The sequence below is a fragment of the Stagnihabitans lacustris genome, assembly GCF_025950525.1.
Lineage (GTDB): Bacteria > Pseudomonadota > Alphaproteobacteria > Rhodobacterales > Rhodobacteraceae > Stagnihabitans.
In genome coordinates this window covers 93,784-112,504 of record NZ_JAPDGS010000004.1, presented here as the reverse complement: position 1 = coordinate 112,504, position 18,721 = coordinate 93,784, and the positions used below count along the sequence as shown (strand labels likewise).

Annotated in this window: 16 protein-coding genes; 9 read left to right on the top strand and 7 right to left on the bottom strand. The window is 65.5% G+C overall.

Annotated elements, in window-relative coordinates:
• Positions 1–13: 13 nt before the first annotated feature.
• The 3 genes from NX862_RS11550 to dusB are packed head-to-tail and all read right to left on the bottom strand — an operon-like array spanning position 14 to position 3,375.
• Positions 14–1,384 carry a response regulator gene (locus NX862_RS11550; RefSeq protein WP_264494065.1) on the bottom strand — a complete coding sequence of 457 codons (1,371 nt, stop codon included), beginning with the start codon at positions 1,382–1,384 and terminating at the stop codon, positions 14–16.
• Positions 1,385–2,449 (bottom strand): two-component system sensor histidine kinase NtrB, encoded by a 1,065-nt coding sequence (locus NX862_RS11545; protein ID WP_264494064.1) that lies wholly within the window; start codon positions 2,447–2,449, stop codon positions 1,385–1,387.
• Positions 2,446–3,375: a tRNA dihydrouridine synthase DusB gene (gene dusB, locus NX862_RS11540; protein WP_264494063.1), complete on the bottom strand. Its 930-nt coding sequence runs from the start codon at positions 3,373–3,375 to the stop codon at positions 2,446–2,448. The genes NX862_RS11545 and dusB overlap by 4 nt, the downstream gene beginning before the upstream one ends.
• A gap of 256 nt (positions 3,376–3,631) precedes the next feature.
• On the opposite strand from dusB, the gene NX862_RS11535 reads away from it, so the two are divergent.
• From NX862_RS11535 to NX862_RS11520, 4 genes are all read left to right on the top strand, one after another.
• Positions 3,632–4,768, top strand: coding sequence for a bifunctional 2-C-methyl-D-erythritol 4-phosphate cytidylyltransferase/2-C-methyl-D-erythritol 2,4-cyclodiphosphate synthase (locus NX862_RS11535; RefSeq protein ID WP_264494062.1), 1,137 nt, complete (start codon positions 3,632–3,634; stop codon positions 4,766–4,768).
• A gap of 278 nt (positions 4,769–5,046) precedes the next feature.
• Positions 5,047–5,616: a phosphatidylglycerophosphatase A family protein gene (locus tag NX862_RS11530; RefSeq protein ID WP_264494061.1), complete on the top strand. Its 570-nt coding sequence runs from the start codon at positions 5,047–5,049 to the stop codon at positions 5,614–5,616.
• Positions 5,613–6,140, top strand: coding sequence for a CinA family protein (locus NX862_RS11525; protein WP_264494060.1), 528 nt, complete (start codon positions 5,613–5,615; stop codon positions 6,138–6,140). Before NX862_RS11530 ends, NX862_RS11525 begins: the two co-directional genes overlap by 4 nt.
• A 376-nt stretch (positions 6,141–6,516) precedes the next feature.
• On the top strand, positions 6,517–7,692 hold the full coding sequence (locus NX862_RS11520; protein WP_264494308.1) for an ammonium transporter: 1,176 nt from the start codon (positions 6,517–6,519) through the stop codon (positions 7,690–7,692).
• Positions 7,693–7,764: 72 nt separating this feature from the next.
• On the opposite strand, the gene NX862_RS11515 is transcribed toward NX862_RS11520, so the two are convergent.
• Together NX862_RS11515 and NX862_RS11510 are read right to left on the bottom strand one after the other, a co-directional pair.
• Positions 7,765–8,418, bottom strand: a complete 654-nt coding sequence (locus NX862_RS11515; protein WP_264494059.1) for an alpha/beta hydrolase — start codon at positions 8,416–8,418, stop codon at positions 7,765–7,767.
• Positions 8,415–9,038, bottom strand: a complete 624-nt coding sequence (locus NX862_RS11510; RefSeq protein ID WP_264494058.1) for a DNA-3-methyladenine glycosylase family protein — start codon at positions 9,036–9,038, stop codon at positions 8,415–8,417. The genes NX862_RS11515 and NX862_RS11510 overlap by 4 nt, the downstream gene beginning before the upstream one ends.
• A gap of 75 nt (positions 9,039–9,113) precedes the next feature.
• On the opposite strand from NX862_RS11510, the gene NX862_RS11505 reads away from it, so the two are divergent.
• From NX862_RS11505 to NX862_RS11495, 3 genes are all read left to right on the top strand, one after another.
• The gene (locus NX862_RS11505) at positions 9,114–10,325 is read left to right on the top strand and encodes an MFS transporter (protein ID WP_264494057.1); all 1,212 of its coding nucleotides are present in this window, start codon (positions 9,114–9,116) and stop codon (positions 10,323–10,325) included.
• Between the two features lie 93 nt (positions 10,326–10,418).
• On the top strand, positions 10,419–11,054 hold the full coding sequence (locus NX862_RS11500) for a DsbA family oxidoreductase (RefSeq protein WP_264494056.1): 636 nt from the start codon (positions 10,419–10,421) through the stop codon (positions 11,052–11,054).
• A 136-nt stretch (positions 11,055–11,190) separates the two neighbouring features.
• Positions 11,191–12,384: a multidrug effflux MFS transporter gene (locus NX862_RS11495; RefSeq protein WP_264494055.1), complete on the top strand. Its 1,194-nt coding sequence runs from the start codon at positions 11,191–11,193 to the stop codon at positions 12,382–12,384.
• A 140-nt stretch (positions 12,385–12,524) separates the two neighbouring features.
• Here the strand turns inward: NX862_RS11495 and mfd are convergent, their stop codons facing one another.
• Both mfd and NX862_RS11485 read right to left on the bottom strand, forming a co-directional pair.
• Entirely contained in the window at positions 12,525–15,971 is a 3,447-nt protein-coding gene (gene mfd, locus NX862_RS11490; RefSeq protein WP_264494054.1) for a transcription-repair coupling factor, read from the bottom strand.
• A 9-nt stretch (positions 15,972–15,980) separates the two neighbouring features.
• Positions 15,981–16,505 (bottom strand): component of SufBCD complex, encoded by a 525-nt coding sequence (locus NX862_RS11485; protein ID WP_264494053.1) that lies wholly within the window; start codon positions 16,503–16,505, stop codon positions 15,981–15,983.
• Positions 16,506–16,707: 202 nt separating this feature from the next.
• Between NX862_RS11485 and hemB the strand changes: the two genes are divergently transcribed.
• Together hemB and NX862_RS11475 are read left to right on the top strand one after the other, a co-directional pair.
• Positions 16,708–17,718 (top strand): porphobilinogen synthase, encoded by a 1,011-nt coding sequence (gene hemB, locus NX862_RS11480; RefSeq protein ID WP_264494052.1) that lies wholly within the window; start codon positions 16,708–16,710, stop codon positions 17,716–17,718.
• 419 nt (positions 17,719–18,137) lie between these two features.
• The gene (locus NX862_RS11475) at positions 18,138–18,704 is read left to right on the top strand and encodes a lipid-binding SYLF domain-containing protein (protein WP_264494307.1); all 567 of its coding nucleotides are present in this window, start codon (positions 18,138–18,140) and stop codon (positions 18,702–18,704) included.
• The last annotated feature ends 17 nt before the right edge of the window (positions 18,705–18,721 follow it).

The window sequence follows — 18,721 nt, the reverse complement described above, 5'->3', positions numbered from 1 at the left end:
TCCTGTTGCGAGATTACATCAGCTTGCGCCGCCGTGTCACGCGGATATCGAGATCGGTGATCTTCTTGCGCAAGGTATTGCGGTTGATCCCCAAAAGGTCGGCACATTTGGCTTGGTTGCCCGCGGTGGCATCCAAGGCAATCTCGATCAAGGGCATCTCGATTTCGCGCAAGACGCGGTCATAGACGCCGGGCGGCGGCAGTTGGCCATTGTGCAGATCGAAATAACGCTTGAGGTGACGGGCCACGGATTGGCTGAGTTTCTCGTTTTCCACAGCCCCCGCCCGCGCAGGTTCGGTGGGCTGCGGGCCACCCAAGGTGGCCTCAAGCTCGGCCGCCGAAATGTCAGGCTCGGAAGACGTCACCAGCAGGCGTTTCAGCACATTTTCCAGCTGGCGGACATTGCCGGGCCAGGGGAAGGCGCGCAAAATCGCCCGCGCTTCGGGCGAAAGCCTGCGCACGGCGCCCAGTTCGCGTTCGGCCTTGGTCAGGAAATGGTCGGTCAAAAGCGGGATATCCTCGACCCGTTCACGCAGGGGGGGGACGTTGAAACTGACCCCTCCCAGACGGTAAAACAGGTCCTTGCGCAGGCGGCCTTCCTCGACCTTGGCGGCCAGATCGGCCTGCGAGGTCGCCAAAATCCGCGGCGCATGGTCATCGGCCACATCCAGCATCCGGACAAGGCGCGACTGGCCGTCTTCGTCGAAATCGGCGACCTCGTCGATCAGCAAAGTGCCGCCCTTGGCCTTGGCCACCAGTTGCGCGATGCCGTCGACGCCGCCGAGGTCTGCGGCCTGCGCCACGACAAAGGGCTGGGACCGGCGGTCGCTGAAATCGTGGATCGCCTTCGCAATCAGGCTTTTCCCGGTGCCCGATTCGCCGGTGATCAGCACGGGAAGGTCGGTGTTCATCACCTTGGCAACCAAGCGATACAGCGCCTGCATCGCAGCCGTCCGACCGACCAAGGGCAGGTCATCGCCGGGTTCCCGCGGGGGGTTGACCACCGCCGCCGCCGCCCGCCGTTTCGAATCCAGCGCGCGCGCCGAGCGTTTCATCAGATCGGGCAGGTCAAAGGGCTTGGGCAGGTAATCGAACGCCTCGGCCTCGGCCGCCTGGATCGCCGTCATGATCGTGTTCTGCGCCGAAATCACGATGACCGGCAGGCCCGGGCGGATGCGGCTGATGCGCGGCAGCGCCTCCAGCCCGTTGCCATCCGGCATGATGACATCGGAAATCACAAGGTCGCCCTTGCCCTCTTCGACCCAGCGCATCAGCGTCATCAAGGAGGAGGTGGCATGGACCTTGCACCCCGCCCGCGTCAGGGCCTGGGTCAGAACCGTGCGGATCGTGCGGTCGTCATCTGCGACCAGAACCGTGCCATCCATTTACAACTCCTTTTTATCTTTGGGCGCCATGGGCAGAGAAATGCGAAACACCGTCTTGCCGGGGACAGATTCGACCCCGATCAGCCCGCCATGGTCGGTGATGATTTTCGAGACCAGCGCGAGGCCAAGCCCCGTGCCATTCTCGCGCCCCGAAACAAAGGGCTCGAAGATGTCGGCGGCGATGTCGGGCGGGATGCCGGGGCCGTCGTCGATGATTTCCACCTGCAGCGGCAGGCTGGCCCCGGTGCCATCGCGGCGGCGCAGGCGCAGGGAAAGGTCATAGAAGGTGTGCAACCGGATCACGCCGCGCCGGTCGCGTGAGGCCTCGGCGGCGTTCTTGATCAGGTTCAAAAACACCTGCATCAGCTGATCGGCATCGGCCCAGGTCGCAGGCAACGAGGGGTCGTAATCCTCGACGATCATCATGTGGCTGGCATAGCCCATCTGCGCGGACCTGCGGGCGCGGTCCAGCGCGTCGTGGATGTTGACGGCGCGACATTCGGGCGGGCGGACATTGCCGAATTGTTCGACCTGTTCCAGCAGTTTGACGATGCGGCGGGTTTCCTCGACGATCAGGTCGGTCAGCTCGCGGTCCTCCGCGCTCAGGTTCATCGCCACCAGCTGTGCCGCACCGGAAATCCCGGCAAGCGGGTTCTTGATCTCATGGGCCAGCATTTCCGCCATGCCGATGGCCGATTTCGCGGCAGAGGAGGCATTGCGCGCCCGCCCGATCCGGTCGGCCATGATGCGCGGGCTGATCATCAAAAGCAGCATCCCGGTGTCATGGATCGGCGCGATCTGGATTTGCGCCTGGACCGTGCCGCGTTCATGGGTCGAAACCTGGGCCTCGTTGATGTTCACATCGGCCTGATTGCTGCGCGCCCGCGCCAAAGACGGCGCGATGTCATTGTCGACAAACAGCTTTTCCGCAAGCCTGTGGCCGATCAGCATTTTGGCCGAGGCGTTCAGAAAGGTTTCCGCCGCCGAATTGGCGTCGATGATCCGGTCGTCGGGGCCCACCAACAGCGCGGGCATCGGCAGCGAGGCGAAGATCTGGTCGCTCATGCGGCCTCCTCGGTGAATACGGCGTGCAGGCGGGGGATGACCTGGGCGGCTGACGCCAGGGTCAGGATCTCTTCGCGGTGATGGGGCAGGCCCGCGGCTTCCAGATACCAGCCAAGATGTTTGCGCGCGCAACGTTGACCCAGTTCGGTGCCGTAAAAGCCCAACATCGCCTCGTAATGCGCGATGACCAGATCGGCCAGCGCAGCCCCACGCGGGACATTGGGCGCGGGCGTGCCATGCAGAACGGCCGAGATTTGCGCCAGCACCCAAGGCGCGCCCTGCGCCCCGCGCCCGACCATCACCCCATCGGCGCCCGATTGCCGCAGCGCCTCGGCGGCGTCGGCGGGCGTCAGGATATCGCCATTGGCAATCACCGGCACCGCAACCGCCTGTTTGACGCGCGCAATCCGCGCCCAATCGGCGTGCCCCTTGTAGAACTGACAGCGCGTCCGGCCATGGATCGTCACCATGGCGACCCCTGCCCCCTCGGCCTTGGCCGCAAGCTCATGGGCGTTCAGGCTGTCATCATCCCAGCCCAGCCGCGTCTTCAGCGTCACGGGGACCTTGACCGCCTCCACCACCGCCTGAATGATCGCCATGGCCTGCGACAGGTCCTTCAGCAGCGCCGACCCGCAAGCCCCCGTCGTCACCCGTTTGGCCGGGCAGCCCATGTTGATGTCGATGATCTGCGCGCCATTCGCTTCGACCATGCGGGCGGCTTCGGCCATCCAATGCGGCTCACGCCCGATCAGCTGAATGGCCGCCAAGCCGTGATCGCCCAGTTCGGCGCGCGCCTTCATTTCGGGGTGATCGCGCATCACCTCTTCACTGGCCACCATTTCGCTGACCACCAGCCCCGCGCCAAAGCCCGCCACCACCCGGCGAAAGGGCAAGTCGGTGATCCCCGCCATGGGGGCGAGAAGCACGGGGGCGGCGATGGGATGGGCTGCGATGTGCAAAATGAACCTCGGGGTTGGGGGCAGACTGCGCCGGGCTGGGACCAGAGGCAAGGAAAGCGGGCGATTTCCTGCCTTTAAATCAGGCATTGCCTAAATATTATGCGACAACCAAGGGCAAGCGGCAAAATCAAGGCCTTCTGCGGCTGGCTTGGGTCGGGATTGACGCGCGAAGGGTCGGATTTGGGGGTTTTGACCTTGGGCGGGACCCGCGTTAGGGTGGGGCATGACAGTTGCAGCCATCATCCTTGCCGCCGGACGCGGCACCCGCGCCGGGGGCGGCTTGCCCAAACAATGGCGCGACCTTGGCGGGCGGCCGGTGGTGTCCCATGCGCTGCAGGCTTTTGCGGGCATGACGCGGGTGCTGGCGATCCATCCCGAGGACCACGCCCGGGCCGAGGGTCTTGCGGCCGAGATGGTCGTGATTGGGGGCGCCTCGCGCCAGGGCTCGGTCCGCGCGGCGCTGGAGGCGCTGGACGGGCGCGGCGTGACGCGGGTGCTGATCCATGACGGCGCGCGGCCTCTGGTGTCCAAGGCGTTGATCGGGCGGGTTTTGCAGGGGCTGGAGGCGGCGCCGGGGGCCGCGCCGGCGCTTGCGGTGACGGATGCCTTGTGGACGGGCGAACAGGGGTTGGTGACGGGGACGCGCGACCGCTCGGGGCTTTACCGGGCGCAGACGCCGCAGGGCTTTCGCTTTGACGCGATCCTGGCCGCGCACCGCGCCCATGCTGGCGGGGCGGCCGATGATGTCGAAGTCGCCCGCGCCATGGGGCTTGACGTCGTCATGGTCGAGGGCGAGGAAGCCAATCTGAAACTGACCTGGGCCGCGGATTTCGCCCGGGCGCGCGCGATGTTGGGGACGGGGATGGGGACGGATATGGATGTGCGGATGGGCAATGGCTATGACGTCCATGCCTTTTGCGAGGGCGATCACGTCTGGCTTGCCGGGGTCAAGGTGCCGCATGGGCGCGGGCTTTTGGGCCATTCGGATGCCGATGTGGCGATGCACGCGCTGACCGATGCGATCTATGGCGCGCTGAGTTTGGGCGACATCGGGCGGCATTTCCCGCCCTCTGACCCGCAGTGGAAAGGCGCGGATTCGGCGATCTTTCTGGCCCATGCGATCGGCATGGCACGCGACCGCGGCTATCGGCTGGGCAATTGCGATGTGACCATCGTCTGCGAGCGTCCGAAGATCGGCCCCCATGCCGGCGCGATGCAGACCCGCCTGGCCGAGATCATGGGCGTCGATGCGACCCGCGTCAGCGTCAAGGCCACGACCTCGGAGCGGCTGGGCTTCACCGGCCGCGAAGAGGGGATCGCCTCGCTGGCCACGGTCGTGCTGCTGGGCGCGGCCGGCTGAGGACGTCTTGGCCCCGCAGCACCATCGCAGCCTTGACCCCAAAGGGTGCCGCCGACTGAACCCGCGCGGCTTGCCCCCTGCCGCCGTATAGAACTTGCGCCCTGCCGCCCCGCAAAAGGCGTCCCGCCGGCTGTGCCCAAGGCTTTGCCGTCGGGAACCGCGCCCAGCCCATGCCGGCCCTGCCTGGACAAAACGCCCAAGCCCGGGCTTTGCCTCGCCCCGGGACCTTCCCCCCGCAAGCCCGCTCGGCTAGGCTGCCCCAAAACCCCGGAGCCGCCATGACCCGCCTTCTGACCACCTTCTTCGGCCTTGGCCTTTTGCGCCCCGCGCCGGGCACCTGGGGCAGCCTTGGCGCGCTTCTTCTTGGCATGGTGCTGTTCAAACTGTCGTTCTGGGCGCTTTTGGCGGCGACACTCGCCGTCACGGCCCTGGGGTTCTGGGCCTGCCGCGCGGCGCTTGCCCCCGGTCAGGACCCCTCCGAAGTCGTCATCGACGAGGTCGCGGGCCAGTGGCTGACCCTGCTGTTCCCCGCCGCGGGCTTTGCCTTTTCGACCAATGGCGCGGCCTTTCTGGCCAATGGCGGCGCCTTCCCCCTGCCCCCGTCGCTTTGGCCCGCGGGCCTTGACGCGATCCTGTCCCATGGCTGGATGCCCTGGCCGGCCTGGGTCTTCCCCTTTGCCCTGTTTCGGCTGTTCGACATCTGGAAGCCCGGCCTGATCGGGCGCGCCGATGCCAAGGCCACGCCCGCCAGCGTGATGGAGGACGACCTTTGGGCCGGCCTTTTCGCCGGCATCGCCACGGTCGCGCTGGCGGTGCTGTATCACATCCCGCTGGTGCTGATGAAATGACCCAAATGCTTGCGACCCAGACCCTTGCCGCCCAGATCCTTGACGCCGCCCGCGCCCGAGGCTGGCGGATCGCCACGGCCGAAAGCTGCACCGGCGGCATGGTGGCGGTCGCTTTGACCGATGTTGCGGGCTCCTCTTCGGTCTTTGAGCGCGGCTTTGTGACCTATTCCAACCAGGCCAAGACGCAGATGCTGGGCGTCGCCCCCGCAACGCTCGCCGCCCATGGCGCGGTCAGCGAAGAGGTCGCGGCCGAAATGGCGCAAGGCGCGCGGGCCTATGGCACGCGGGTCCAAACCGATCTGGCCCAACCCCATCTGACCCGTATCGACCTCGCCGTCTCGATCACCGGCATCGCCGGTCCGGGCGGGTCGGAATTCAAACCCGAAGGCCGGGTCTGCTTTGGCCTGGCCTCTCCCGCGGGCATCCGAACCGAAACGGTGGACTTCGGCCCCCTGGGTCGCGCCCAGGTCCGCGCCGCCGCCTGCACCCATGCGCTGCACCTTCTGGCGCAAGCCCTGACCTGACGCCCCCCCGCTTGCAGGTCGCCGCCCCCCTTTCGCACTGATACAAATATTCCGCCAAGAGGTCTGGAGAGGGCGCGCAGCCCTCTCCAGCGGGGGGTCCGGGGGGCGGCGCCCCCCGGGTGCTTCAGCAAGCGGGCGCCCCCCCCGGGTGCTTCAGCAAAAGCGACGCCCGACGCCCGCTTTGCAATCTGCCCCACAAAGGTCAGACATGCCGTCCAGGCGCACAAATTTCATGCACTCCGCAAAACGCTGCTTTATTCCCCCCTATTTCCCGCAGATGCCCATTTCCAAGGCGCCGAAAAATCGCCAACCGCCGAAGGCAAGGCCCGCACGTTCCAGGGCCGCCCTGTCGCACGGAGGACCGATGAGCCCTGAGATCAACCCGGCCGATACGGCCTTCATCCTGCTGGCGACCGCGCTGGTGCTGTTCATGACGCTGCCGGGTCTGGCCATGTTCTATGGCGGCCTGGTGCGGGCGCGCAATGTCCTGTCGGTCTTTACCCAGACCTTCGCCATCGCGGCGCTGATGTCGGTGCTGTGGCTGGCGCTTGGCTATTCGCTGACCTTCACCGAAGGCCCTTGGATCGGCGGCCTGTCGCGCGTCATGCTCTTGGGTCTGGATGCGGACACGGTCAAGGGCACCCTGCCCGAGGTCTTGTTCTTTGCCTATCAGATGACCTTTGCCGTCATCACCCCGGCGCTGATCCTGGGCGCCTGGGTTGAACGGGCAAGCTTTGGCTTCACGCTGATGTTCACCGGGCTTTGGCTGCTGTTGGTCTATGTGCCGGTGGCGCATTGGATCTGGGGCGGCGGCTTTCTGGCCGATGGCGGGATGTTTGGCGCGGTCGGCGTGCGCGATTTTGCCGGCGGCATCGTGGTGCATGAGACGGCGGGCCTGGCCGCGCTGATCGTGGCGGCGGCGCTTGGCCCGCGGCGCAACAAGACCACGCCGCCGCATAGCCCGGGCATGGTGATGATCGGCGCGGGGATGCTGTGGGTCGGCTGGTTCGGCTTTAACGGCGGATCAGCCTTGGCGGCCAATGGGCAGGCGGCCATGGCCATCACGGTGACGCATCTGTCGGCCGCCGCCGCCACGCTGTCCTGGGCCCTGTGGGAGCGCATCAAGTTCGGCCGCGTGTCGACCATCGGCGTGGTGACGGGGACGGTGGCGGGTCTGGCCTCGATCACGCCGGCCTCAGGCTGGGTGACGCCTTGGCAAGCGCTGGTGATCGGCGCGGTGGCCGGGGTTCTGTGCCAAGAGGCGGTGATCGTGGTCAAGCAACGCTGGAAAATCGACGACACGCTGGATGTCTTTGGCGTCCATGGTGTCGGCGGCATCTTTGGCACGGTCATGGTCGCGGTCTTTGGCGCCGGGACCTGGGCTGCGCAATTGGGCGGGCTTGCGGTCGTGGGTCTTTGGACTGCGGCTGTGACCTGGGGGCTGGTCAGGCTTGTGGCGCTGATCACCCCGCTGCGGGTCGATCATGAAACCGAGGTCAATGGCCTGGACCTGTCTGTCCATGGCGAGCGCGCCTATGAGATGAATTCCTGATGCGAGAGGCCCCGGGAAACCGGGGCCTTTTTGCAGTGTAAGGCGGCCACCTTACGCCCGACGACCGTCCACTTACGCCGTAAGATGTTCGCGCAGAAAGCCAAGGATCTGCCCCAGCCCATCCTGGGAAATTCCGTGGCCCATGCCCTTCATCACATGGCCAAAGGTCGGAAAACCCTGCGCCACCAGGGCGTTGCAGGCCTCGGCCATGGCGGCAAAGGGGACGACCTCGTCCTGATCGCCATGCATGACCAAAAAGGGCGGCTTGGACAGCGCCTGCAAAAGCCCCGGCGGATGCAACAGCTGGCCCGAGATCGCCACGCAGGCCGCAACCGGCGCCGCGCGCATCGGCAGGGCGTTGAAGGACAGCATCGCGCCTTGCGAAAAGCCCACAACGGCCACCGAAGTCACGTCCTCATAGGCCGCGCGCTGGTCGATGAAGGCGTTCAGATCGTCGGATGCGGCCGCAAGCCCCGCCCGCGCCCGGTCCTCCGACGTGCCATCGAACCGCGGGATGCCGAACCACTGCCGGCCAAAGGGCGCGCCGGGGATCGCCTCGGGCGCATCGGGGGCGACAAAGGCGGTGTCGGGCAGGTGTTCGCCCAGCACATCGGCGAGGCTTAGCAGGTCATTGCCATCCGCCCCATAGCCATGGACGAAAACCACAAGGCTTTTGGCCGCCCCGTTCACCGCAGCCCTGCGGCCAAATCGCAATGTCCGGCTCATCTTACCCCCTCACGCTGGTTGATGATGCGGTAATAGGCCCACAGCGCCCGGGCCGCAACCGCGCGCCAGGGGCTCCAGTCCTGGGCCATAGCCGCAAGGTCGCGCGCCCCGGGCCGCGCCGTCAGCCCGTAGGCCACCCGCGCCGCCTCCTGCAAGGCCAGATCGCCCGAGGCCAGAACATCGGCCCGCCCCAAAGCGAACATGGCGTAGATCTCGGCCGTCCAAAGCCCGACGCCGGGCAATTCGATCAGACGCGCGATCACCTGTCCATCGGGCAAATCGCGCAGCGCGCCCCAATCCACCCCGGCCCGCGCCACGGCCAAAGCATAGCGCGCCTTGGGCCGCGACAGGCCAAGGCCGCGCAACAGGTCTTCGTCGGCGCCCGCCACCGCGGCCTCATCCACCATGCCAGCCGCCTGCAGCCGCCCCCAGATCGCCGCCGCCGCCGCAGTCGAGACCTGTTGGCCGACGATCGCATCCAGCACGGCGCCAAAGCCATCCGCCCGCCGGCGCAGCGGCAAGGTCCCGACCGCCTGCAGCACCCGCGCCATGACCGGATCGCGGGCGGCAAGCCAATCCGCGCCCTCCTCGATATCCGCCAAAGTCTCGATCCGCCGCATCGCCCCCCCCGATACTGTCCCTGCCCCCCAAGACTTCCCCTTGTGTCGCGCAGAACCGCGTTCTACGCCTAGCCCATGACAAGCACCACAAGCCCCTTCGATGACCGCCTTGCCAAGCGCAACCTGATCGTCCTGATCCTGGCCCAAGCGACCCTTGGCGCCCAGATGCCGGTGATCTTCACCATCGGAGGGCTGGCGGGCAAGATGCTGACGTCGAACCCTTGCCTTGCCACCTTGCCGATCACGGCGACGGTCGTGGGGTCCATGGTGTCGGCCAACCCGCTGTCGGCGCTGATGGCGCGGCATGGGCGGCGGGCGGGGTTCTTTGTGGGCGCGCTGGGGGGCACCTTGGGGGCCGCGATCTGCGCGCTGGCCCTGGCGATGGGGTCGTTCCCGCTGTTCGTCTTTGGCGCCTTCTTTTCGGGCATTTATCAGTCGGCGCAGGGGTTCTTCCGCTTTGCCGCCGCCGATGTGGCCTCGCCCGCTTTCCGACCCAAGGTGATTTCCTGGGCGCTGGCGGGCGGACTTGTCGCGGCCTTTACCGGCAAAGAGATCGTCAGCCAGACCGCCGAGGTCATGGCCGTGCCCTTCCTGGGCGCCTATCTGACCGTGATCGCGATGAACCTGGTCTTTGTCTGGCTGTTTGCGCTGCTGAAGGCGCCGCCGCCCCAGGCCCATACCGGGCAAGCTGGCGGGCGGACGCGCTGGCAACTGCTGGCCGATCCGCGCATCCGGGTGGCGGTGATCGTGGGGGCGGTCAGCTATGCGCTGATGAACCTGGTCATGACCTCGTCGCCGCTGGCGGTGGTGGGCTGCGGGTTCAAGACCGCGGATGCCGCCGATGTCGTGGCGGCCCATGTGCTGGCGATGTTCCTGCCAAGCTTTTTCACCGGCAACCTGATCGCGCGCTTTGGCGTGGAAAAGATCATGGGCACCGGATTGGTGATCCTGGCGATTGCCGGGGCGGTGGCGATTGCCGGGGTGCAGCTTGAGAACTTCTTTCTGGCCCTGATCCTGTTGGGCCTGGGCTGGAACTTTGGCTTCATCGGCGCCACGACCATGCTGACCAACGCCCATACCGTCGAAGAGCGCGGCCGGATGCAGGGGATGAACGACGCCCTGGTCTTTGGCGGGGTCACTTTGGCCTCGATGTCGTCGGGCGGGCTGATGAACTGCTCGGGCTCTTCGGTCATCGCCGGCTGGCAGGCGGTGAACCTGGCGATGCTGCCCTTCCTGGTGCTGGCGGGCGGCGCGCTGATCTGGCTGGCCTTCCGCCGCGAGGCCTGACGCCCGGGGGTTTTCGCGCAAATTTCAACGCGCCCCATGGCCTTGGCTTTGGGCACTCTTGACCCCGCATGCGGCAAGGATCATTTCTGGGCCATGAAACTTGATATCTTCTCTGATCCCGTCTGTCCCTGGTGCTATCTGGGCAAGGCCAATCTGGACCGCGCCCTTGAGGCCCATGCCGGCCACCCGTTCGAGGTCGAATGGCACCCGTTCCAACTGAACCCCGAGATGCCGGAGGCGGGCGTGGACAAGCGCGAATACCTGTCGCGCCGGTTCGGGGCCGAGCAGCTTGAGGGCATCCATCAGCGGTTCCGTGACATCGCGGCCAAGGCGGGGGTTCAGATGGACCCCGACACGCCAAAGCGCATCCCCAACACGCTGAACGCCCATCGTCTGATCCATTGGGCCGGGCTTGAGGGGCGGCAGACGCCGATGGTTTCAGCCCTGATGCGGGGCTATTGGGTGCAGGGGCGCGACATCGGCGACCCTGGGGTTCTGGCCGACCTGGCCGAGGAGGCAGGCCTTGACCGCGCCGCCATCGCCCGGCTTTTGGCCAGTGACGCCGACCGCGCCGAAATCCTGCAGCGCGAGACCCATGCCCGCCAAAGGGGCGTCAATGCCGTGCCGACCTTTGTTGTGGCGGGGCAATATGTCCTGTCCGGCGCGCAACCGCCCGAGCTTTGGGGTCAGGTGATCGACGAACTGGCGGCGGCGGGTCCTGCTGACTAAGGGCCAGGCGCCTGCATGACATTGGCGTGAAGTTTTGCGGGGCGCAGCAAAGGCCCTGCCGTCGCCTCTGGACCTTCGGCGCGGAATTGGGCATCAGGGGCCTTGGCCGACCCTCCTGCGGCAAAGGACAGCTGACATGACCAAACCCCTGATGTCGCAACGCGAATTCGTTGCGCTGAACGCGATGATGTTTGCCGTCCTGGCCATCGCCATCGACTCGATGCTTCCCGCCCTGCCCGAGATCGCAGCCAGCCTCTCGCCCGATGCGCCGAACCTGGCGCAATTGGTCATCACCAGCTTTATCTTCGGCATGGGGGTCGGCACGCTGATTTCCGGGCCGCTGTCGGACAGCTTTGGCCGCAAGCCCGTGATGTTGGTCTGTGCGGGGCTTTACATCGCCGGCGCCGCCGCCTGTTTCATGGCGCCCACGCTAGAGACCCTGCTGGCCGCCCGTGTCCTGATGGGCCTGGGTGCCGCGGGCCCCCGTGCCGTGGGCTCTGCCCTGATCCGCGACCTGTATCGCGGCTCTGAAATGGCGCGGATCATGTCCTTTGTCATGATGGTCTTCACCCTGGTTCCGGCCGTGGCGCCCCTGATGGGCCAGGGCGTGATCCTGGTGGCGGGCTGGCGCGAATTGTTCCTGATCTTCATGGTCTTTTCACTGGTGGTTCACACCTGGTTCCTGCTGCGTCAGGTCGAGACCCTGCCCCCCGAGGCCCGCCGCCCCCTGTCGCTGGGCAAGCTGGCCCAGGCCGGGCGCGAGCTGGTGACACACCGGATCGCGCTGATCTCGACCGCCTGCCAGGCCCTGACGGCGGGGGCGCTGTTCGCCAACCTGTCGTCGATGGAGGGGATTTTCCGTGAGTATTTCGACCGCGGGGCGACGTTTCCGGCCTGGTTCACGGTGATTGCGCTGTGCGCGATGACCGGATCGGCGATCAATGCGCGCTTTGTGGTGCGGCTGGGGATGCGCAAGATGGTGCGCCGCGCCTATGGGTTTCAGGTCGCGCTGACGGTGGTGACGCTGGGGCTGTTCTACTTTGGCCTGGTCAGCGGCATCGCGGCCTTCGCGCTGTTCATGCTCTGGACGATCAGTGGCTTTGCCACGATGGGCCTGACGATGGGCAACCTGAACGCCATGGCGATGGAGAGCCTGGGCCATATCGCGGGCTTTGCCTCGTCGCTGATCGCGGCGATTTCCACCGTGGCCTCGACGCTTTTGGCGATCCCGGTGGGCCAAGCCTTTGACGGCACGCCGCTGCCCTTGATGGTGGGGACCTTGGTCTTTTCGGTGACGGCCTTTGTGTTGTCGGGGCTGCTCAGAAAGTAGGGGCGCTGCCCCTCGGCCTTTGGCCTCACCCCGGGATATTTGGGAAAAGATGAAAAGGGGGGCGGCGCGCCTTGTCTTTCATCTTTTCATAAATATTCCCACGGGGAGGTCTGGAGGGGTGTGAAACCCCTCCAGCGCTTTCAGCCAGCGACCGCCTTGGCCTTGGGCGCGGCTTTTTCGGCCAGGTCGCGGGCGATGGCATGGGCGGCCTTGATGCGCTCGGCCTCGGTTTTCATGTCGCCGATCAGCACGATCTTGTTGCCAGCCACGCGGGCACCCGGGCCTTGGGCGCGCACGAATTCCACCAATCCCGCCGGGTTGGCGTATTTGTCGTTGTGGAACTGCACATTGGCCCCCTTGGGGCCGCAGTCCAGCCGCGAAATGCCGGCCTTCTTGCACAGCGCCTTGATGCGAACGATGACCATCAGCGTGTTGACCTCCCGCGGGAGGGGGCCAAAGCGGTCGATCAGTTCGGCGGCAAAGCCTTCGAGTTCGACTTTGGTTTGCAGTCCCGACAGGCGGCGGTAAAGGCCGAGGCGGATATCCAGGTCGGGGATATAATCCTCGGGGATCATCACCGGCACGCCCAGGTTGATCTGGGGGCTCCAGTTGTCATCGACTTGGGACAGGCCACCCAACTCGCCCGACTTGATCTTGGCAATCGTCTCTTCCAGCATCTGCTGATACAGCTCGTAGCCGACTTCCTTGATATGGCCCGACTGTTCCTCGCCCAGAAGATTGCCCGCGCCGCGAAGGTCAAGGTCGTGGCTGGCGAGGTTGAAGCCCGCGCCCAAGGTGTCCAAGGAGCCCAGCAGGCGCAGGCGTTTGGTGGCTTGCGGCGTCAGAGGCGCGCGGGGTTTGGTGGTCAGGTAGCAATAGGCCCGGGTCTTCGCCCGGCCAACGCGGCCGCGGATTTGATACAGCTGCGAAAGGCCGAACATGTCGGCGCGGTGGATGATCATGGTGTTGGCGGTCGGGATATCCAGACCGCTTTCGACAATCGTCGTGGCCAACAGCACGTCATATTTGCCGTCGTAGAACTCGTTCATCCGTTCATCCAGATCGCCCGCCGCCAATTGGCCATGGGCGACGCAGAAGGTCACTTCGGGGACATGGGTTTTCAGGAAGTCTTCGATCTCGTGCAGGTCAGAGATGCGCGGGACGACATAGAAGCTTTGGCCGCCGCGGTAGTGTTCGCGCAAGAGCGCCTCGCGCACGGTGATGGAGTCGAACTCGGACACATAGGTGCGGATTGCAAGGCGGTCGACCGGAGGGGTCGCGATGATCGACAGGTCGCGCACGCCCGTCAGCGACAGTTGCAGCGTGCGGGGGATGGGCGTTGCGGTCAGGGTCAGGACGTGGATTTCGCTCCGCATCTCTTTCAGGCGTTCCTTGTGGCCGACGCCGAAATGCTGTTCCTCGTCGACGATCATCAGGCCCAGACGTTTGAAGCTGACGCCCTTGGCCAGCAATGCATGGGTGCCGACGACGATATCCACCGTGCCATCCGCCAGGCCCGCGCGGGTGGTCGCGGCTTCTTTGGAGGACACGAACCGCGACAGGGGCCGGACCTGCATTGGAAAGCCGCGAAAGCGTTCGGCGAAGCTGCGGTAGTGCTGACGGGCCAGCAGCGTCGTCGGGCAGATCACCGCGACCTGTTGGCCTGCAAGTGCCGCCACAAAGGCCGCGCGCATGGCGACTTCGGTCTTGCCAAAGCCCACATCGCCGACCACCAGCCGGTCCATGGGCGAGCCCTTTTCCAGGTCCGTCACCACATCGGCGATGGCCGCCAATTGGTCCTCGGTCTCGGTATAGGGGAAGCGGGCGGCAAAGGCCTCCCACAGGCTGTGCGGCGCCTCCAGGATGGGCGCATGGCGCAGGGCGCGTTCGGCGGCCACCCGCATCAGGCGGTCGGCGATTTCGCGGATGCGTTCCTTGAGCTTGGCCTTCTTGGCCTGCCAGGCGCCGCCGCCCAGCCGGTCCAACAGGCCATCTTCGTGCCCATAGCGCGACAAAAGTTCGATATTCTCGACCGGCAAGTAAAGCTTGGCGGCCTCGGCATATTCCAGCGCGACGCAGGCATGGGGGGCACCAAGCGCGGTGATGGTTTCAAGCCCCAGATAGCGGCCGACGCCATGTTCGACATGGACGACCAGATCACCCACCGTCAGCGTATCGACCTCACGCAGGAAATTCTCGGCCTTGCGCTTTTTGCGCGGCTTGCCGACCATGCGTTCGCCCAGCACATCCTGTTCGCTGATCACCGTCAGACCCGGCGCGGTAAAGCCTGCCTCCAGCGGCCAGACCATAAGGAACAAATCGCCTTTTCCGTCAGGGACTTCGCGGAAGTCCTTCACCTCGCGGCCTTTGATGCCCTGATCCTGCAACAGGCCCGAAAGCCGTTCGCGCGCCCCCTCGGAGAAGGAGGCAATCACCACCTGCCCCTCTTTCAACCGTGCCTTAAGATGATCGGCCAAGGCACCGAAAAGGCTGATGCTTTCCTGTTGCCGTTCGGGGGCGAAACTGCGGCCGATGCCGCCGCCCGCATCGACACAGCCCGGCCCCGGCGCCTGATGCAGGGGCGACAGCTGGATCACGCGGTGGCCCGCAACAGCCGCCTCGAAAGCCCCGTCATCCAGATAGAGCAACCCCGGCGCTGAGGGCTTATAGACGGAATCCATCCGGCCCTTGGCGGTCATCGCCTCGCGGCGCGAGTCGTATTGGTCCTCGATCCCCTCCCAGCGCGACAGGCGCATGGCCGTCACCTGGTCGTCCAACATGACGGCGGCGGTGGGCAGGTAGTCGAACAAAGTCTCAAGCCGTTCATGGAAGAAGGGGAGCCAATGCTCCATGCCCTGATGCTTGCGGCCCGCGCTGACGGCCTCATACAGGGGGTCTTCCGACCCGCCCGCGCCGAATTCCACCCGGTAGTTCTGGCGGAACCGGCTGATCGCCGAAGGGTCCATCAGCACCTCTGACATCGGCGCGAATTCGACCGATTTCAGCTTGCCCACGGTCTTTTGCGTTTCGGGGTCAAAGCGGCGGATGCCGTCCAACTGATCGCCAAAGAAGTCCAGCCGCACCGGACCGCCGCGCCCGGGCGGAAAGATATCGACGATGCCGCCCCTTAACGCGTAATCCCCGGGCTCTGCCACGGTGGACACAGGCGAAAAGCCCATATTGGCCAGGAAGGCCTTCAGCCGCTTTTCATCCACCCGGTCGCCGACCGAGGCGATAAACGACGCCCCCTCGACCACGTCACGCGCCGGCACGCGCTGGGTGGCGGCGTTCACGGTCGTCAACAGGACATAAGCCCCCGGGATGCCCGCAACCAGCGCCGCCAGCGTCGACATCCGGCGGGAGGCGATTTCCGGGTTGGGCGACACGCGGTCATAGGGCAGGCAATCCCAGGCCGGAAAGTCCAGCACCGTCAGACCCGGCGCCAACACGGCCAGCGCCTGACGCATCGCCTCGGCCCGGCGGTCGTCGCGGGCGATGTGGATGACGGGGACGCCGCCTTCGGCCTCACGGGCCAGAAGCTTGGCGTCATAGCCCTCGGGCGCACCGCCCAGCAGGATACGGGTCATTCTGGCCCCCTAGTGCGGAATGAAATGCATCAGGTTGACATACATGCCCACCAGGGCGGTGACAAAGATCGACGCCATGCCCAGGCCCTGCACCATCAGTCTTGTGCGAAACATCAGCCGAAAGAGGGCGTCGCCCTGACCCTCGCCGGCCTCGACGCGCAGGGCGGCGCGCAGGGTCAGATAGGCCAGGATCATCAGGGGCCCCAGGATCAACAGCACGGCCAACGAGAATTCGTTGCCATAGGCAAAGGCCAGTACCCCCAGGGTCGAGATCAGGAAACAGGCAACGCCCACGACCCAGGGCCCATATTCGCGCGAATGGAACAAAAGCCGGCCGGTGTTGATGCGGGCCAGCGTCTCCAGCCAGTCCAACGCCTCGCCGCCCTCGCGCCGGGCGCGGGCGACCATGTCATGGGGCACGCCCAGCACCCAATGGCTGGCCGAGGACCATATGACGCAAAGCGCGATCCAATACCAAAGGTTGGAAAAGGACCGGAAGTCGATCAGGTCGAGTAAAAGCATCGGGTTGGACATCGCGTTACACCTTGAGCCTGCGTGCATTCCATGTCAGTCGTTTGGCAAAGCTGCAAGTCGTTTCGACTGCACGCCGGTTTGGCGGCAGTTCGTTTCGGTGGGGCTTTCGGGCGTTTGGACGCGGGGCGCGCTGGCCCTGTGACGGCGCACCGGAGGCTCTGGCGGCCCGAGCCACGCCACAGCCAGCCAACGGACACCTGCCATGCGCCCCATCTCTGCCGCCTTTCCCGCCGCCCGGTTCCGCCGCCTGCGCGGCTCGGCCCCCTTGCGGGCGTTGGCGGCTGAAAACACGCTGTCGGTGGGCGATCTGATCTGGCCGGTGTTTTTGTGCGACGGGGTGGGCGTGACCCAAGAGATCGGCTCGATGCCGGGGGTCGTGCGGCGGTCTGTCGATCTGGTGGTCAAGGCGGCCGAAGAGGCTGCGGCTTTGGGCATCCCGGCCATCTGTCTCTTTCCCTATACCGATCCATCCGTGAAAACCGAAACCTGCGCCGAGGCCTGGAATCCCGACAACCTGACCAACCGGGCGATCCGGGCGATCAAATCCGCGGTGCCGGATATTGCCGTGATGACCGATGTGGCGCTGGACCCGTATAATTCAAATGGCCATGACGGGCTGGTCAAGGATGGCGTGATCCTGAACGACGAGACGATCGAGGCGCTGGTGAAGATGGCCCTGATCCAGGCCGAATGTGGCGCCGATATCCTGGGTCCGTCGGACATGATGGATGGAAGGATCGGCGCGCTGCGTCAGGCTTTGGAGGGGGCGGGTCACAAGGATGTTGCGATCATGTCCTATTCGGCCAAATACGCTTCGGCGTTTTACGGTCCCTTCCGCGATGCCGTGGGGGCCAGCGGCGCGCTGAAGGGCGACAAGAAGACATATCAGATGAACCCCGCCAATTCTGACGAGGCCTTGCGGCTGATCGAACGCGACCTGGCCGAGGGCGCCGATATGGTGATGATCAAGCCCGGGATGCCCTATCTGGACATCTGCCGCCGGGTGAAAGACACCTTCGGCGCACCGACCTATGCCTATCAGGTGTCGGGCGAATATGCGATGATCATGGGCGCGGCAGAGCGCGGCTGGATCGACGGCAAAAAGGCGATGATCGAGAGCCTGATGGCCTTCCGCCGCGCCGGCTGTGATGGCGTCTTGACCTATTTCGCCCCCGAAGCCGCCAAGGCGATCCGCGCGGGTCTGGTCTGGTAATCCAGCGGAGCGGGCATGCGCCCGCAAGCCTTTGTGTCACCTGCGGGCTGACGCCCTCCGGTTCCGGACCAAGCCGCCTTGGGGCGTCTTGGTCATGCCTCCGGCGGGAATATTTGGGTCAATGTGAAAGCGGGGTGGCTGCTTGCGGCGCGGCTTGACACCTTGACCCTTGCGGCCCGGTTTCTGCTTGCGGCGGGACGATCAACTTTCACATTGACAGAAATACTCCCGCCGGAGGCACCTTCAGCCGCAGGCCCGCAGGCAATGCAAAAGACGTGCGGCGCCGGTCGCTCCTTTGGATCAAACGCGCGATCCATCGGCGGGGGCTTGCCGCAGGTCCATGCGGGCCTTGGCGGCACAACCCCGGCCTGTTATCGTCGCCGTCAAGGGCCCTCAGAGCCCGGCAACCGATGAGGCATATGATGATTTCTCGGCGGAATTTCGTGATCTTGGGCGCGGGTGCCATGGGGCTTGCGGCTTGCGATGCGGGGCTTTTGGGCAATGGGGTGGGCTCGAACGGCTCGTCCACCATCGACGCAAGGGTCGATGCGACGCGCGATTACCTGTTCTCTTCCTATCCCGGCACCCAGACCATCGCGCAAAATGCCAAGGGGGTGTTGTATATCCCGCTTGTGACCGAGGTCGGCGTGGGCTTTGGCGGGTCCTTTGGGCGGGGCGCGCTGCGGATCAACGATGTCACGGTGGATTACTATTCGGCCACCTCGGCTTCGTTCGGGCTGCAGATCGGGGCGCAGCAATATGCCCATGCGATCTTTTTCATGACCGACGAGGCGCTGTCGAACTTCCGCCGCTCCAACGGGTGGGTTGCGGGCGCGGGGGTCGAATATGCCACGCCGCAACAGGGCGGCAATGTGGGCCGCGACACGACCGAGATCGACCCGGTCACGGTGTTCATCTTTGGCCAACAGGGGCTGATCGTCGGCGCCACGATCGAGGGCGTGAAATATTCGCGCATCATTCCTTGATCGGCTCCCTTGCCTAA